The organism is Mesorhizobium sp. Cs1321R2N1, from assembly GCF_037179725.1.
In the GTDB taxonomy this organism is placed as follows: Bacteria; Pseudomonadota; Alphaproteobacteria; order Rhizobiales; family Rhizobiaceae; genus Mesorhizobium; species Mesorhizobium salmacidum.
This window is the reverse complement of record NZ_JAPYKP010000137.1, coordinates 1-16,924: the sequence shown is the minus strand read 5'-3', so window position 1 is coordinate 16,924 and position 16,924 is coordinate 1. Positions and strand designations below refer to the sequence as shown.

Genomic DNA, 16,924 nt, shown 5'->3' with positions numbered 1-16,924 from the left:
CAGCAGCGCGCCTTCGAGGCCCGCGTCGCCCGAGCCCAGGATGGCCAGCCTTGCGCCTGTCGCGACGATGCCGTCGACCACCGTCGCCAATATGTCCATGCCCTTCTGCCATGTCAGCCGGCTGACGACACAGACAATCGGGCTGTCGTCGCGGTCGAGGCCGAAACGGTCCTCGACGGCGGCTCTGTTGGGCGCCCGGGTCTTCAACGTTTCGGCCGTATAGGTCGATACCAGATGCTTGTCGGTCTCCGGATCCCAGATGGCGGTATCGATGCCGTTGACGATGCCATGGAGATCGCTTGAACGCATGTTGATGAGACCGTCGAGGCCCATGCCGAATTCCGGCGAACGGATCTCCTGCGCATAGGTCGGGCTCACGGTTGTGATCGCCCAGGCGGCTTGCAAGCCAGCCTTGAGGAAGCCGACACCGCCATAATATTCGACGCCGTCAAGTGCCATCGCCGCGGCCGGCAGGCCGAGCTCACCGAAAATGCCGGCGCCGAACTGGCCCTGGAAGGCGAGATTGTGGACGGTCATCATCGACGGTATGCCAACGGCCTTGCCGTAGCGCATATAAGCCAGGGTCATCGCCGACTGCCAGTCATGAGCATGGACGATGTCAGGCAGGTAGCCCGAAATGGCGCCGCCGGCGATATCGGCGCCGGCCTGGCTCAGCGCCGCGAAGCGACGCCAATTGTCCGGCCAATCGGCGCCCGAGGCGTTGCCATAGGGACCGCCAGGGCGGTCGAACAGATGCGGCGCGTCGAGCACGAACAGGTCGAGCCCGGCGACCTCGACGGCATGGACCGAGGCCTTGCCGCCCTGCAGCAAAGGGTACTGATAGACGGCCTTCTTTTTCTTGAAGGCGTTCATCACCACCGGAAAGCCCGGGATGAGCGTGCGCATAGTCACGCCCTTGGCCGAGAGCGCAATAGGCAGCGCGCCGGTTACGTCAGCCAGTCCGCCGGTCTTGATCAGCGGGAAGATTTCGGGCGTGACCGACAGAACATGCATGCGCTTAACGATCCGCTCCTGGTCCATGTCGCCCAGAACCGTGTAGCGGTTTTGGGATCAGGACATGCACAAAACACCCTAAAGTGACAGCTTGTTGATCATGTCCTGTGTGATCAGGCAGATACCCTTTTCGGAGACGCGGAAGCGCTTGGCGTCGATTACGGGATCCTCGCCGACCACCAGCCCTTCCGGTATCCTTACACCGTGGTCGATGACGACGCGCTTCAACTTTGCGTTCCGGCCGACATGAACGTCGGGCAGCATGACAACCTCTTCCAACGTCGAATAGGAATTGATGCGCGCACCGGTGAAAATCAGGCTTTTCTTCAGCGAAGCGCCCGAGACGATGCAATCGCCCGACACCAGTGACGAGACAGCGGAACCGCGCCTACCGTCCTCGTCATGGACGAACTTTGCCGGCGGCTTCAACTCGGCATAAGTCCAGATCGGCCAGTCGCGGTCGTAGAGGTCGAGTTCCGGCGTCACGTCGGTCAAGTCGATATTGGCTTCCCAATAGGCGTCGACCGTGCCGACATCGCGCCAGTAGGCCTCGTTCTCTGCGGTCGAACGCACGCAGGACTTGGTGAAGCGGTGCGCGATCGCCTTACCGTGCGTGACGATATAGGGGATGATGTCCTTGCCGAAGTCGCGGCTGGAGCCCGGCTCGGCGGCGTCGCGGCGCAGTTGCTCCATCAGGAACTTGGTCTTGAAGACGTAGATGCCCATCGAGGCCAAGGCGAATTCCGGATTACCCGGAATTCCCGGCGGATCGGCGGGCTTTTCGACGAAGGCGATGATGTTGTCCTTGGCATCGACATGCATGACGCCGAAGCCGGTCGCTTCCATGCGCGGCACTTCGAGGCAGCCGACCGTGACATCGGCGCCGGCATCGACATGCTGGCGCAGCATCATCTCGTAATCCATCTTGTAGATGTGATCGCCGGCCAGGATGACCATGTATTCCGGACCATAGGCCTCAATGATATCGATGTTCTGATAGACGGCGTCCGCCGTGCCTTCATACCACTGCGTTTCCGACACGCGCTGGCTGGCCGGCAGGATGTCGAAGCTCTCGTTTCGTTCGGGCCGCAGGAAGTTCCAGCCGCGCTGCAGGTGGCGGATCAGCGAATGCGCCTTGTACTGGGTGGCGACGCCGAGGCGGCGGATGCCGGAATTGAGCGCATTGGAGAGCGCGAAATCGATGATGCGCGTCTTGCCGCCGAAATAGACCGCCGGCTTGGCGCGCCGGTCGGTCAGTTCCTTGAGGCGGCTGCCGCGCCCGCCGGCCAGCACATAGGCCATGGCGTCGCGGGCCAGCGGCTGGGTTCGTTTCAAGTCTGCCATTCCTACCCTCCCAAGTTACTCGTCTTTATGCGTTGACCAGCCTTAACGAGTTCAGTCGGCGGCGAGTTCAAGCATGATCGTCGACAGCGGTGGCAGAAGCATCGTTGCCGAAATGCTCTTGCCCTCCGCCCGTGCCTCGACCACGCCGCCATTGCCCATGCCGGAGCCGCCATATTCGGAAGCGTCGGTGTTGATGATCTCGCGCCACTTGCCGGCCTTCGGCAGAGGCACACGATAATTGTCGCGCGGCACCGGTGTGAAATTGGAGATGACGGCGACCGGATTGCCGCCGGGAGCGTTGCGCACCCAGGCGAAAACCGAATTCTGGCTGTCGTCGACGATCAGCCAGGAAAACCCTTCCGGCTCGCAGTCGCGGCCATGCAGGGCCGGGCGTGAACGATAGAGATAGTTGAGATCGCGCACCGTCTGCCAGACACCGCGATGCGGGCGGAAATCGAGCAGGTTCCAATCGAGCGCGCGCGCCTCGCTCCATTCGCGGCGCTGCGCGAATTCCTGGCCCATGAACAGCAGCTTCTTGCCGGGATATCCCCACATGAAGCCGTAATAGGCCCGCAAGGTCGCGAATTTCTGCCAGTCGTCGCCGGCCATCTTGCCGAGCAGCGTGCCCTTGCCGTGCACGACCTCGTCATGCGAGAGCGGCAGCACGAAATTCTCCGAGAAGGCGTAGGTCAGGCCGAAGGTGAGCTCGTTGTGGTGGTGCTTGCGGAAAATCGGCTCCTTGGAAAAATACTCCAGCGTGTCGTGCATGAAGCCCATGTTCCACTTGAAGCCGAAGCCCAGCCCGCCTTCATGGACAGGCGCCGAGACCTTTGGCCATGAAGTCGATTCCTCGGCGATGGTCATGACGCCGGGATGGTGCCCGTAGAGCTCCTTGTTCATCTTCTGCAGGAAGCTGACCGCCTCGAGGTTTTCGCGCCCACCCTTCTCGTTGGGAATCCATTCGCCCTGCTTGCGCGAATAGTCGAGGTAGAGCATCGAGGCGACCGCGTCGACGCGAAGACCGTCGACATGGTATTTTTCGGCCCAGAATAGTGCGTTGTTGACGAGGAACGACACCACCTCGCGGCGGCCGAAATTGTAGATCGCGGTGTTCCAGTCCGGGTGGAAGCCCTTGCGCGGGTCGGCATGCTCGTAGAGCGCGGTGCCGTCGAAATGGACCAGACCGTGTTCGTCGACAGGGAAATGCGCCGGCACCCAGTCGAGAATGACGCCGATGCCGGCACGGTGGGCGCCATCGACAAAGCGGGCAAAGCCGTCCGGATCGCCGAAGCGGGCCGATGGCGCGTAGAGGCCGGTTGTCTGGTAGCCCCAGGACGGGTCATAGGGATGCTCGGAGATCGGCAGGAATTCGACATGGGTGAAACCGGCCTCGACCACATAGGGGATCAGCCGGTCGGCCAGTTCATCCCATGACAGGAAGGTGCCGTCGTCGCGAAGCTGCCAGGAACCGGCGTGGACTTCGTAAATCGAGATAGCTTCGCGCCGAGGGTCGGCGTTGCGCCAGAAATCGCGATGCGCCTCGTCACCCCATGGATGGGCCGGCGGCACCGCGGTCACAGAGGCGGTTGCCGGGCGCAGCTCCGACTTGAAGGCGAACGGATCGGCCTTCAGCGGCAACCTGACGCCATCGGGGCCTATGATTTCGTATTTATAGGGCCGGCCGGCACCAATATCGGGAATGAACAGCTCCCAGATGCCGGTGTCGCGACGGTCGCGCATCGTATGCCGGCGGCCATCCCAGTCATTGAAATCGCCGACCACCGAGACGCGCCGGGCATTGGGCGCCCATACCGCGAAATGCACGCCGGTAGCGCCTTCGTGCTCGATGACATGCGCGCCGAGCTTGTCGAACAGCCTGAGATGCGAACCTTCGGCGATGTAGTAATCGTCCATCGGCCCGAGTACCGGGCCGAACGAATAGGGATCGGTCAGCCACCAGTCGCCGCCGGCATTGCGCGCGTGGTAGCGAAGCGGTTGGCGCTTCCTGATCGACAGCTTGCCCTCGAAGAAACCGGCGTCGTCGCGCCTGGTCAATTCGCCCGCCTCGATGCCGGTCAGCGTGTAGGCGGTGACGGACTGCGCGTGCGGAACGAAGCAGCGCGCGAACAGGGTCTTGCCGGCCTCCTGGACACCGAGAACCGCAAAGGGATTGCCGTGCGTACCGGCGACAATCGCCGCAACATCGCTGGCTGGCGCCAGTCCGTCCGGCCCGCTTGTCGCAGCGGTCGCGCGCGGCTTCCTCATCAGGCAGCGTCCCTCCCAGGGCACCAGCTATTCATTTCCAGCGATGTGAATTGGCATTCAACTCGCATCACCGGGACCACATTGTTCGTGGCTCATGCAATCACATCAGACCGGCACGTTCCAGATTTCTTTCGCGTATTGACGGATCGTGCGATCGGAGGAGAACCAGCCGACGCGGGCGACGTTGCGGATGGCGCGCGCGTACCAGTCCGGGCTGTTGCGCCAGACAGCATCGACGTCGCGCTGGCAGGCGGCATAGGCGTCGAAATCCGCCGCGACCATGAACCAGTCGGTGTCGTAGAGACCGTTGATGAGATCGCGGTAGCGATTGGGATCATCGGGCGAGAAGACGCCTGACGAAACGGCCGCGACCGCCTGCGCCAGTTCCGAGGATGCTTCGATGACGCCGCGCGGATTATAGCCATTGTTGCGCCGCTCGGCGACTTCTTCGGTGGTGAGGCCGAAGATGAAGATGTTGTCGTCGCCGACATGCTCCTTGATCTCGACATTGGCGCCGTCGAGCGTGCCGATGGTCAGCGCGCCGTTCAGCGCGAACTTCATGTTGCCGGTCCCCGACGCTTCCATGCCTGCGGTCGAGATCTGCTCGGAAAGATCGGCGGCCGGCATCAGCACCTCGGCCAGGCTGACGTTGTAGTTCGGTACGAACACGACCTTCAGCAGGCCGCGCACCGAAGGGTCACTGTTGATCACCCTGGCGACGTCGTTGGCCAGTTTGATGATCAGCTTGGCGTTGTGGTAGCTGGGCGCGGCCTTGCCGCCGAAGAATTTCACGCGCGGCATCCAGTCGCGCTCGGGATGCGAACGGATCTGGTCATAGAGCGCGATTGCCTCGAGGATGTTGAGGAGTTGGCGCTTGTATTCGTGGATGCGCTTGACCTGGATGTCGAAGAGCGCCGAAGGGTCGAGCTTGATGCCGAGGCGATCGGCTACCAGATTGGCCAGCCTCACCTTGTTCTGGCGCTTCACGGCGGCGAATTTTTCGCGGAAGGCAGTGTCGTCGGCGAGAGGATCGAGCCCCTTGATCGCCTCGATGTCATCCATGAAGCGGTCGCCGATCGCCTCGCGGGCAAGCGCGGTGAGGCCCGGATTGCACTGGATGAGCCAGCGCCGCGGCGTGATGCCGTTGGTCTTGTTGTTGATGCGATCGGGATAAAGTTTGTGTAGGTCGGCGAAGACCGTCTTCTTCATCAATTCGGTGTGCAGCGCCGACACGCCGTTGATCGAATGCGAACCGACAAAGGCCAAATTGCCCATGCGCACCCGGCGGTCGCCATTCTCCTGGATCAGCGAGATGCGGCTGATCTGCTCGTCCGAGAATTGGTCGGTGGCCCGGGCTTCGAGCAGCACCTGCGCGTTGATGGCGTAGACGATCTGCATGTGGCGCGGCAGGAGCCGCTCGAACAGCGGCACCGACCAGCTTTCCAGCGCCTCGGGCAGCAGCGTATGGTTGGTGTAGCCGAAGGTGCGCTTGGTGATGTCCCAGGCGAGATCGAAATCCATGCCATGGACATCCATCAAGAGCCGCATCAGTTCAGGCACGGCGATCGCCGGATGGGTGTCGTTGAGGTGGATCGCGGCCTTGTCGGGCAGCGACTTCAGGTCGCCATATTGGCTGAGATGGCGCTGGACGATGTCCTGCAGCGAAGCGGTCGAGAAGAAGTATTCCTGGCGCAGCCTGAGCTCCTGCCCGGCCATGTGGGAATCGGCTGGATAGAGCACGCGCGACAGCGCATCGGCCTTGTTGCTTTCAGCCAGCGCCCCGATGTGGTCGCCGGCATTGAACTTGTCGAGCAGGATCGGATCGATCGGCATGCCCGACCATAGTCGTAGCGTGTTGACGCGCTTGGCGCGCCAGCCAGCCACGGGCGTATCGTAGGCGACCGCCAGAACATGTTCCCTCGGCTTCCAGACATGGCGTTCGAGGCGCCCTTCCCTGGAGGTGATGGATTCGACCGAACCGCCGAAGCCGACTTCGAAGGAGCGCTCGCGGCGCTCGAACTCCCAGGGGTTGCCATGGTCAAGCCAGGTCTCGGGCAGTTCGACCTGCCAGCCGTCATGGATTTCCTGGCGGAACATGCCGTTGGCATAGCGGATGCCGTAGCCATGCGCGGGAATGTCGACGGTCGCCATGCTTTCCATGAAGCAGGCGGCGAGCCGTCCGAGGCCGCCATTGCCAAGGGCAGCGTCCGGCTCGAGCGCCGCGATCAGGTCGAGGTCGACGCCGAGCGACGACAGCGCCTCACGCATATTCTCCATCAGGCCGAGATTGGAAAAGGCGTCGCGCATCAGACGCCCGATCAGGAATTCGAGCGAGAGGTAATAGACGCGCTTTTCCTGCTGGTCGTAGGCTTCCTTGGTCGCCTGCATCCAATGGTCGACGACGCGATCGCGCACGACCTTGATCGAGGCGGTCAGCCAATCGTACTGGGTCGCGACGGTGGTGTCCTTGCCGACCCGGTATTTGAGCGACATCAAGACTTCTTCGGCGAGCGTCTTGGGATCGGGATTGTCGAGAGCGGGGGCTTCGATCGTCATGGCGGATGTCATATCGCCTCTCGTTCGGTTTGGCCTGATCATACCGGCTTTCACCGTTTCTCCCAGCCTATCCTAGTGCATTGCAGCATGTTTTCAATCGATTAGAGAATACTCCCGCCTGCTTACCCTGCGGCAACTTGGCAGTTCAGGCCGCCAATGCCGCCTCCGGGGGTGTTTTTGCCCCGGTCATGAAGGCAACCGCATCGGACATCGTATATTGCTTGGGGTCGATGACGCACAGGCGACGGCCCAGACGGTGGATGTGGATACGGTCGGCCACCTCGAAGACGTGTGGCATGTTGTGCGAGATCAGCACGATCGGCAGACCGCGCTTCTTCACGTCGAGGATCAGTTCGAGCACGCGGCGGCTCTCCTTGACGCCGAGTGCCGCCGTCGGCTCGTCCATGATCACCATCTTCGAGCCGAAGGCGGCGGCGCGGGCCACCGCCACGCCCTGGCGCTGGCCACCCGACAGCGTCTCCACCGCCTGGCTGATGTTCTGGATGGTCATCAAGCCGAGTTCGGTGAGCTTGTCGCGGGCGCGCTTTTCCATTGCCGGACGGTCGAGCATGCGAAGCCACTGGCCGACAAAGCCGGGTTTGCGTATCTCGCGACCGAGGAACATGTTGTCGGCGATCGACAGCGCCGGCGACAGCGCCAGGTTCTGGTAGACGGTTTCGATGCCGGCTTCGCGAGCTTCCATCGGCGACTTGAAGGAGACGGGTTTGCCTTCGAGCCGGATTTCGCCTTCGTCCGGCACGGCCGCGCCGGAAATCGCCTTGATGAGCGACGACTTGCCGGCGCCGTTGTCGCCGATGACGGCAAGGATTTCGCCGGGGTAAAGGTCGAAATCGGCATTGTCGAGAGCCGTGACGCGGCCATAGCGCTTGACCAGACCGCGCGCGGTGAGGATGGGTTCCTGGGTCATGCCGAAACCTTTCTGATCCATTGGTCGATGGCGACGGCGCCGATGATCAGCACGCCGGTGAGCAGCACTTTCCATTGCGGATCGGCGCCCAGCATGTTGAGGCCCATCGAGACGACGCCGACGATCATGGCGCCGAACAAGGTGCCGAGGATGGAGCCGCGGCCGCCGAAGAGAGAAATACCGCCGATCACCGTCGCGGTGATCGCCTGCAGATTGTAGTCGGTGACAGCGGCGGACGGCGAGATCGAGCCGTTGCGGCCGATCGAGACCCAGGCCGCGAAAGCGGCGATCAGCCCGGCAAGGGTGTAGACCGTCATCAGCACCTTCTTCGTCTGGATGCCCGACAGCTTCGCCGCCTCCTGGTCGTCGCCGACGGCGTAGACATGACGGCCCCATGCAGTGTGGTTGAGCACGTACCAAAGAACCAGCACGAGCACGACCGTGGCGATGACGCCGAGCGTCAGCACCGCCGTGCCGACCTTGAAGCTCAGGGCAAACAGGTGCAGCAGCGGCGCCTGATTGTCGACGTCGGTGTCGCGGATCGTCTCATTGGCCGAATAGATGAAATTGGTGGCCATGACGATGTTCCAGGTGCCAAGCGTCACGATGAAGGGCGGCAGCTTCATATAGGCGACCAGCAGCCCGTTCAGCAGCCCGCAAGCCGCTCCGGCGGCAAGCCCGATCGCCACGGCGAGCACGCTCGGCATGCCGTAGCTGACCGCGCAATTGCCCATGATCACGGCCGAAATCACCATGATCACCCCGATCGACAGGTCGATGCCGGCGGTCAGGATGACCAGCGTCTGCGCGGCCCCGAGAATGCCGACGATGGCGATCTGCTGCAGGATCAGTGTCAGTGTGTAGGACGAAAAGAATCGCCCTCCGATCGTGATGCCGAAGATGATGATCGACAGAAGCAGCACGATCAGCGGCACCGCGGCTGGCGTCGAATGCAGAAAATGCTGGACGCGCTTGACGGCTGATTTGTGCTCGTCGAAAGCGGCCACGCTTGAGTCGCTGGCCGAGAGAACCTTCTCGAATTCCTGAACTTGAGCCATGTTTTCTCCCCGTAGGGCTTCAGCCACGCGCTGACGCCGTCCACGCCTTCCGGTCTGTCGCCGGGATTATTCGCGTTTACAGTGATGCATCGTCCACCCGATGCGGCCGGGGATCAAGCCCCCGGCCGATCGGTTTTGTTCCGGTCAGGCCGGCATCAGCCCCAACACTTGGCGAGGCCTTCCTTGGTGTCGATGGACTTGACGCCGTTAGCGGGCTTGTCGGTGACGAGATTGACGCCGGTGTCGAAGAAGTTCTTGCCCTCGGTCGGCTTCGGCTTGGTGCCGTCCTTGGCGAAAGCGGCGATCGCCTCGATGCCGAGTGCGGCCATCTGCAGCGGATATTGCTGCGAGGTGGCGCCGATGACGCCTTCGGCGACCGACTTCACGCCGGGGCAACCGCCGTCGACCGAGACGATAAGCACCTGGCTTTCGAGGCCGACCGCCTTGAGCGCCTGATAGGCGCCGACCGCTGCCGGCTCGTTGATGGTGTGGATGACGGTGATGGTGTTGTCCTTCTGGAGAAGGTTTTCCATCGCCTTGCGGCCGCCTTCCTCGTTGCCGTTCGTCACATCATGGCCGACGATGCGCGGATCCACCTCATCGCCGATCTTGTTGGGGTCCTTCACGTCGATGCCGTAGCCCATCATGAAGCCCTGGTCGCGCAGAACGTCCACGGTCGGCTGCGAGGGGGTCAGGTCGAGGAAGCCGATCTTGGCATCCTTGGCCTTGTCGCCCAGCGTGGCGGCGGCCCAGGCGCCGATCAGCTTGCCGGCCTCCAGATTGTCGGTGGCGAAGGTCGCGTCGGCGGCGTCGATCGGGTCGAGCGGCGTGTCGAGCGCTATCACCAGCAGGCCCGCATCGCGCGCCTTCTTCACCGTCGGCACGATGCCCTTGGTGTCGGACGCGGTGATCAGAATGCCCTTGGCGCCATCGGCGATGCAGCTTTCGATCGCCGCCACCTGGCTCTCGCTGTCACCGTCGATCTTGCCCGCATAGGTCTTGAGATCGACGCCAAGTTCCTTGGCCTTGGCGGTCGCGCCCTCTTTCATCTTGACGAAGAACGGATTGGTGTCGGTCTTGGTGATCAGGCAGGCGCCGACGCCGGCAGCTGATGCGGACGAAGCGAACGCCATCAGACCCAGCGCGGCCGCCGCAAAAACGGTGGACTTCAACAGTTTTGTATTGGTCACGATTTTCCTCCCAGTGGACCATTTTCGAGCGCCGGCCAACCGGCACCCGCACGGCATCCAAGCGACTTCTCCCAGCGCGGATGCCCCCTCAAAGAACACCACACAAAGGCATCTGTCAATAATTAAATCACTCTTATTTATTATTGACAGCCTTGCGTCGTTCACTCATTCTGGCCCAAAAGCATTGCCGGGGAAACGACGGGAGGAACAGGGTGGAGACCGCCACTGCGAGGCATGGTTCGCCCGAAGCGAACGAGAGCCTTATTCACCGCGGCACCAACCAGAGCGGCATGCGCGACCACAACGAGCGCCTGGTGCTTTCGCTGGTGCGCCAGCACGGCAGTCTCGCGAAGTCCGACATTGCCCGTATGACCGGACTTTCGGCGCAGACGGTCTCGGTCATCATGCGCGAACTGGAGGAAGAAAGCCTGCTCGTGCGCCAAGCGCCGTTGCGTGGCAAGATCGGTCAGCCCTCGATCCCCATGGCGCTCAATCCCGAAGGCGCCTTCTTCATCGGCCTCAAGATCGGCCGCCGTAGCGCCGAACTCGTGCTGATCGATTTCCTCGGGCAGGTGCGCGCCATGCTGCAGCATTCCTACCGCTACCCTGCCCCACGCGAGACGGTCGAGTTTGTCACGTCGGGCATGAAGACGATGCGTGGCGAGCTGACACCGGCGCAGGACAAGCGCATTGCCGGACTCGGCATCGCCATGCCGTTCGAACTTTGGAACTGGGCCGACACCGCCGGCGCGCCGCGCGACGTCATGGACGAATGGCGCCATCGCGATATCAGGGCCGACATCCAGGCACAGTGCGATTTTCCGGTCTACCTGCAAAACGATGCCACCTCCGCCTGCGGCGCCGAACTGGTCTTCGGCCAGACGGGCGCGGCGCGGGACTTCGTCTATTTCTACATCGGCGCCTTTGCCGGCGGCGGCATCGTGCTCAACGGCCGGCTCTTCGGCGGACCGACCGGCAATGCCGGCGCGCTCGGCTCAATGCCCGTGCCCGGGCCGGATGGAAAACCGACCCAGCTGATCGACGTGGCCTCGATCGCCATGCTCGAAAAAACACTGAATGCGCGTGGCGTCGAGGCCTCGTATTTGTGGACCTCACCCGAGGATTGGGGGGAGATCGGCACTGAGCTCGACGAGTGGATCGCCAGCGCCTCGCGGGCGCTCGCTTACGCCATCGTGGCAGCGTCCTCGGTCATCGATTTCGAGGCCGCGGTGATAGACGGCTGGATGCCGAAGGCCGTGCGCCAGAGGCTGGTCGAGGCGGTCGTGACGGCAATCGGCGCGATCGACGGCGAAGGGCTGAAACTTCCGGCCGTCCGCGAGGGAAGCGTGGGCATCCATGCCCGGGCGCTCGGCGGCGCCAGCCTGCCGCTTTCCGAACGCTTCCTGATCGGTTCGACGACGATCTCCAGGAGCACCTGAATGCTGATCGGGATTCCGGCGCTGCTTGGTCCGGAGCTTCTGGCGACGTTGCGCGCCATGGGCCATGGCGACGAGATTGCCCTGGTCGACGGGAACTATCCGGCGCAGGAGCAAGCAAGACGCCTCATCCGGACCGACGGCCATGCCCTCATTCCCGTACTCGACGCGATACTGACGCTGCTTCCGGTCGACGATGTCGTGCCGGAGGCGCTGTTTCGCGCGTCGGTGAAAGGCGATCCGTCGCTTGCCGACCCCGTCCATCATGAAATGGAGGCGATCTGCGCCAAACGCGCTCCGGGCCGCAAGGTGGTTGCGCTGGCCGGCGCCGACTTCTATGCACGGGTCAGGTCGGCGCATGCCATCGTCGCGACAAGCGAGCCGCGGCTTTACGCCAACATCATCATCCGCAAGGGCGTGATCTATCCGCCGGAGACCAGGAAGCCATGATCCTCTGCTGCGGCGAAGCCCTGATCGACATGCTGCCGCGCACCACCACCGAGGGTGAGCCGGCCTTTGCTCCCTATGTCGGCGGCGCCGTTTTCAACACGGCGATCGCGCTCGGCCGGCTCGGCGCGCCGGCCGGCTTCTTCTCGGGCCTGTCGTCGGACCTGTTCGGCGGCCAGTTCCGGGACGCGCTCGGGGCAAGCAAAGTGAGTTCAACCTACGCGCACACTTCGCCCCGGCCGACGACGCTGGCCTTCGTGCGGCTGAACAACGGCCAGGCAACCTACACCTTCTATGACGAGAACACGGCCGGGCGCATGCTGACCATCGAAGACCTGCCGCAACTCGGCGGCGAGATCGAGGCGATGCTGTTCGGCGCCATCAGCCTGATCTCGGAGCCGGCTGGCTCGGTCTATGAGGAGTTCATGCGGCGCGAGCATGAGGCCCGCGTGATGATGCTCGATCCCAACATCCGGCCGAACTTCATCCCCGACAAGGCCAAGCACCTCAGGCGCATCCGGGAGATGATGGCGATGGCCGACATCGTCAAACTGTCGGACGAAGACCTCCACTGGTTCGGCGAAGCCGGTTCGCACGAGGATGTGGTGCGCAATTGGCTCGAACGCGGCCCCAAGCTGATCGTCGTCACCCATGGCAGCGAAGGTGCCGTTGGCTACAGCAAGCAGCACCGTGTCACCGTCATACCGGACCCAGTGAAGGTGGTGGACACCGTCGGCGCCGGGGACACGTTCAACGCCGGCATCCTTGCCTCCCTGCATGAGCAAGGCCTGCTGGCGAAGGCGGCGATTTCCAGCCTGTCCGAAGACGCAATCCGCAAAGCATTGGCGCTCGGCGCCAAGGCGGCGGCAGTGACGGTATCACGAGCCGGCGCCAATCCCCCCTGGCGACACGAGATCGGCTGATCGGCTCCCGAAAGCGATCACTTTATGTTTCCATGCGCCAGAAAACCGCGATAAAAGTGGCCTGGATTGCGCCGCCAAGCCCGGATTCCCGGCTTTTTGGGGCAATGCGCCGGTAAAACACGGTAACGGGCTGCGACACTTGCACCGTACCTCCGGTCGGCAGCCGGCTTTTTCAGCCGCGCCAAGTCTGGTACCAGCGGGCCGGTTATTGGCAGGCATTGAGGCCGACATGCAGTTCATCGATCTTGGCGCGCAGCGCGAACGAATCCGCGACCGGCTGAAAGCCGCGATCGACCACGTTGTCGAGGATGGCCGGTACATCTTTGGCCCCCAGGTCGCCGAATTCGAGAAGAAGCTCGCCGCCTATATCGGCGTCAAGCATGTGGTTGCCTGCGCCAACGGCACCGACGCACTGCTTTTGCCGCTGTTTGCCGCCGGCATCGGCCCGGGCGACGCGGTGTTCGTGCCGAGCTTCACCTTCGCCGCCACGGCGGAAGTGGTGGCGCTGGCCAAGGCCGAGCCGGTTTTCGTCGATGTCGATCCGAAGACCTACAACATCGACATCGCCAGCCTCGAGGCGGCGATCGCGGCCATCAAGAAGGAAGGCCGACTGAAGCCGAAGGCGATCATCCCCGTCGACCTGTTCGGTCTTGCCGCCGACTACGAGGCGATCATGGCTATCGCCAATCGCGAAGGCTTGTTGGTGATCGAGGATGCCGCGCAGTCCATGGGTGGTTCGCTCGAAAGCAGGATGTGCGGCTCGTTCGGCCATGTCGGCTCGACCAGCTTCTATCCCGCCAAGCCGCTTGGCTGCTATGGCGACGGTGGCGCGATGTTCACCAATGATGACGCTTTGGCCGACACGCTGCGTTCCTTCGCCTTCCACGGCAAGGGCGAGACGCAATACGACAACATCCGCGTCGGCATCAATTCACGGCTGGATACGCTGCAGGCGGCAATCCTGATCGAGAAACTGGCCATCCTCGAGGAAGAAATGGTAGCGCGGCAGGTGGTAGCCAAGCGCTATGCAGAAGGCCTGGGCGACATCGTCACCGCGGCCCGTAACCTGGATGGCAGCCGTTCGGCCTGGGCGCAATACGCGATCGAAACGCCCAAACGCGACGGCCTTAAAGCGCATCTGAGCGAAAAAGGCATCCCGTCTGTAATTTATTACGTCAAGCCGCTGCATGAGCAGATAGCCTATCGCGACTACCCGCGCTCGCCGACCGGTCTTGCGGTTTCGGAGGACCTGCCGAAACGCATCCTGTGCCTGCCGATGCATCCCTATCTCAGCGAGGCCGACCAGGACCGGATCATCGAAACGATCCGCAATTATATCGGCTCGAACTCGGCGCAGGCCGCGGCCGAATAGGCGCCTGATAGCAGAGGCCGACACACCTCGTTCGCTTAGAGCGGTCGGGGCGCAGGCCGTCGCGTCGCGCCGTTATTCTGAGACGGTCGGCGCGCGTCTTGTGGTCCGGTCATCCATTCCCGGCCGGGTCACGGAACGGCACTGCAATATGCAGATCCCTGCCGTGAAGACCAAAGTGCCCAGCACCCATGACAACCAGATCCGATGGTCGACCGACAGTTCGACAACAGCTATGATCAGGTAGTTGCTGGCTATGAAATGGCAGGGGCCCCTCAAACCGCCGATCATTCTTATGATCGCGCCCAGGAGCACCCCATACACAATGATGCCCAGCGCTCCGAGCTCGTACCACAAATCGAATACGATATTGTGTGCGCTTGGGAGATCCACCTGCGCATAATATGTGGGACTCACCACAACCCCGACCGCGTTTCTCATCGTATTGGCGCCATGGCCGAGAACGGGCTGGTCCGCAATGTGCGGCGAGATCATCTGCCAAAGATCAAGCCGCGCGGCGAAGGTTCCTGGATAGAAGGCCAGCCATCCCGTGGTTTTGAGGTAGGCGAACAGCGGCGAGACGACGAAGGGGGCGATCAGGGCAAAAGACAAATAGACGGCGAAGAAGGCGACCAAGGCGTGTTGGCGGTATTTGGCGGGCACGACAAACATCACCGCCACGAAGAGAATCGCCAGATTGACGCCGGTCGATTGACCGTAGAGCAACGTCAGCACGGCAAAGAGAGCCGCAAGCCCCCTCCAGACGAACCGCGGCTGGGCAAGAAATATGACGGCAAAAAAAGCTCCATAGACCGTGATCTTGTGGAGGGTGAAAACATTTTCCACAAATCGTGGATTTTCGGTCAAAAACGCAAAATACAGTTCCCAACCCATCACCGACACCAGGCCGATCAACATGCCGACCAATGAAATCCGCGCGAGCCGGTCGCGTTGAGCGCCCGGAAGCGCCAGAATGCACTCAAACAGCAGGATGGCAGCGACCGAATAGCCAAACAGGTCCCTCGCCGCCATGAGAGAGCGGCTCGCGTTAACCGACCACAGGGCGCTCGACAGGACAAAGCCGGACAAGAGGGCCAGAGTTACGGCGAGGCATATCGTTGCCCTGCCAAAGCGCGCACCCTTCGTCAAAAAAGTAAGAGCGCCCATGAGTGCCGCGATAAATGCCAGGGCCGTCGGAGACATTTCGATGAAGACGAAAAGGGCGGGAGAGAGCGCGTAGAGGCCCAGCAACATCCTGAGGACTATTTCGTCGCGATTGCTGGTCCAGAACGGAAACCCGCCCAGAATGACGGCATGGCATTTCTGAAAAAAGGACATTCAACTACCGACTCAGGGAACGCCGATACAGGATAGGTTATCGGCGAAGGCACCTCAACTTACGATACGTCCTGCGGTTGCAACCCTGCCGCTGGCGATGAAATGCGGATTGGCGAAGTCCTCGTCATCGGCCTGGTTGCGCTTGCCATAGGCCAAGGGCTTGCCGTCCAGCGTGCGTGTCGTGCCACCGGCGGCGCGCAGCACCGCGTCACCCGCCGCCGTGTCCCATTCCATGGTGCGGCCGAAGCGCGGATAGACATCCGCCTCGCCATTGGCGAGGAGGCAGAATTTGAGCGACGAACCGACCGAGACGATCTCGGCGGCACCAAGGTCGCGAATATAGGCTTCGGTTTCCGGCGTGTTGTGCGAGCGGCTGGCAACCACGGCCAGCGGCGTCGCGGCCGTTCTCACCGAAATCGGCCGGCGAGAAACGATCTGGTAGTCGCCATCGATTTCGAGGGCTTCAGCCCTGCCCGGCAGACCGGAAAAGAAGCGGCCGCTGCATGGCGCGAAGACAACGCCGACTTCCGGCACGCCATGGCGGACAAGCGCGATGTTGACGGTGAAGTCGGTGCGCCGGTTGACGAATTCCTTGGTGCCGTCAAGCGGATCAATGAGGAAGAATGCCTCGCCAAGTTCGCCAGGCATGACACCGGCCGCCGCTTCCTCCTCGGCCACGCAGGGAATGTCTGGGAATTCCGCACGCAGGCCGGCGAGGATGATCTTCTCGCTCTCGCGGTCCGCCTCGGTCACCGGCGAGGAATCCGATTTGCGGTCGACCGCGCAGCCGGCGTGGAACACATGCATGACCTCACGCCCGGCCGCTAGCGCCAGCCACTCGAAGATCTCAAGCATCGACGTGTCGTCAGATGCCGCCGCCATTGTCATATTGATCTTCCGCAATGTCACGCTCGTTCAGCCAGTGTTCCAGGGCATCTACCATCTCTTCAGGCGACTTGCCGAGCGTCTTGAGATGGATCTCCGGTTTCTCCGGTGCTTCATATGGAGAATCGACACCGGTGAAATTCTTGATCTCGCCATTCAGCGCGCGCGCAT

General features: G+C 62.4%; 14 protein-coding genes. 4 read left to right on the top strand and 10 right to left on the bottom strand.

Annotation, left to right across the window (positions count from 1 at the left end; genetic code table 11):
* From O7A61_RS25780 to O7A61_RS25750, 7 genes are all read right to left on the bottom strand, one after another.
* Positions 1-1,014 (bottom strand): glycogen/starch synthase (locus O7A61_RS25780; protein ID WP_337132215.1); only part of this gene is annotated, 1,014 nt, incomplete at its 3' end.
* A gap of 78 nt (positions 1,015-1,092) precedes the next feature.
* On the bottom strand, positions 1,093-2,358 hold the full coding sequence (glgC, locus tag O7A61_RS25775; RefSeq protein WP_337132214.1) for a glucose-1-phosphate adenylyltransferase: 1,266 nt from the start codon (positions 2,356-2,358) through the stop codon (positions 1,093-1,095).
* 51 nt (positions 2,359-2,409) lie between these two features.
* A complete protein-coding gene (glgB, locus tag O7A61_RS25770; protein WP_337132213.1) occupies positions 2,410-4,623 on the bottom strand; it encodes a 1,4-alpha-glucan branching protein GlgB in 2,214 nt (737 codons plus the stop codon).
* 105 nt (positions 4,624-4,728) lie between these two features.
* Positions 4,729-7,191: a glycogen/starch/alpha-glucan phosphorylase gene (locus tag O7A61_RS25765; protein WP_337132212.1), complete on the bottom strand. Its 2,463-nt coding sequence runs from the start codon at positions 7,189-7,191 to the stop codon at positions 4,729-4,731.
* A gap of 133 nt (positions 7,192-7,324) precedes the next feature.
* A complete protein-coding gene (locus O7A61_RS25760; protein WP_015318692.1) occupies positions 7,325-8,107 on the bottom strand; it encodes an ATP-binding cassette domain-containing protein in 783 nt (260 codons plus the stop codon).
* On the bottom strand, positions 8,104-9,165 hold the full coding sequence (locus O7A61_RS25755; RefSeq protein WP_337132211.1) for an ABC transporter permease: 1,062 nt from the start codon (positions 9,163-9,165) through the stop codon (positions 8,104-8,106). The genes O7A61_RS25760 and O7A61_RS25755 overlap by 4 nt, the downstream gene beginning before the upstream one ends.
* Positions 9,166-9,320: 155 nt before the next feature.
* Positions 9,321-10,298 (bottom strand): sugar ABC transporter substrate-binding protein, encoded by a 978-nt coding sequence (locus O7A61_RS25750; protein ID WP_442921021.1) that lies wholly within the window; start codon positions 10,296-10,298, stop codon positions 9,321-9,323.
* A gap of 269 nt (positions 10,299-10,567) precedes the next feature.
* Between O7A61_RS25750 and O7A61_RS25745 the strand changes: the two genes are divergently transcribed.
* The 4 genes from O7A61_RS25745 to O7A61_RS25730 all read left to right on the top strand — a co-directional run bounded on the left by O7A61_RS25745 (position 10,568) and on the right by O7A61_RS25730 (position 14,533).
* Positions 10,568-11,794 (top strand): ROK family transcriptional regulator, encoded by a 1,227-nt coding sequence (locus O7A61_RS25745; protein WP_337132210.1) that lies wholly within the window; start codon positions 10,568-10,570, stop codon positions 11,792-11,794.
* The gene (locus O7A61_RS25740; RefSeq protein WP_140507997.1) at positions 11,795-12,241 is read left to right on the top strand and encodes an RbsD/FucU family protein; all 447 of its coding nucleotides are present in this window, start codon (positions 11,795-11,797) and stop codon (positions 12,239-12,241) included.
* Complete coding sequence (locus O7A61_RS25735) at positions 12,238-13,161, top strand: carbohydrate kinase family protein (RefSeq protein ID WP_337132209.1); 924 nt, start codon at positions 12,238-12,240, stop codon at positions 13,159-13,161. Before O7A61_RS25740 ends, O7A61_RS25735 begins: the two co-directional genes overlap by 4 nt.
* A gap of 229 nt (positions 13,162-13,390) precedes the next feature.
* Positions 13,391-14,533, top strand: a complete 1,143-nt coding sequence (locus O7A61_RS25730; protein WP_337132208.1) for a DegT/DnrJ/EryC1/StrS family aminotransferase — start codon at positions 13,391-13,393, stop codon at positions 14,531-14,533.
* 72 nt (positions 14,534-14,605) lie between these two features.
* Here the strand turns inward: O7A61_RS25730 and O7A61_RS25725 are convergent, their stop codons facing one another.
* The 3 genes from O7A61_RS25725 to O7A61_RS25715 all read right to left on the bottom strand — a co-directional run.
* Entirely contained in the window at positions 14,606-15,868 is a 1,263-nt protein-coding gene (locus O7A61_RS25725) for an O-antigen ligase family protein (RefSeq protein ID WP_337132207.1), read from the bottom strand.
* A 54-nt stretch (positions 15,869-15,922) separates the two neighbouring features.
* Entirely contained in the window at positions 15,923-16,723 is an 801-nt protein-coding gene (gene cysQ / locus O7A61_RS25720) for a 3'(2'),5'-bisphosphate nucleotidase CysQ (RefSeq protein WP_337132206.1), read from the bottom strand.
* Between the two features lie 10 nt (positions 16,724-16,733).
* Positions 16,734-16,924: adenylyl-sulfate kinase (locus tag O7A61_RS25715; RefSeq protein ID WP_337132205.1), on the bottom strand; the 191-nt coding region annotated here is incomplete at its 5' end.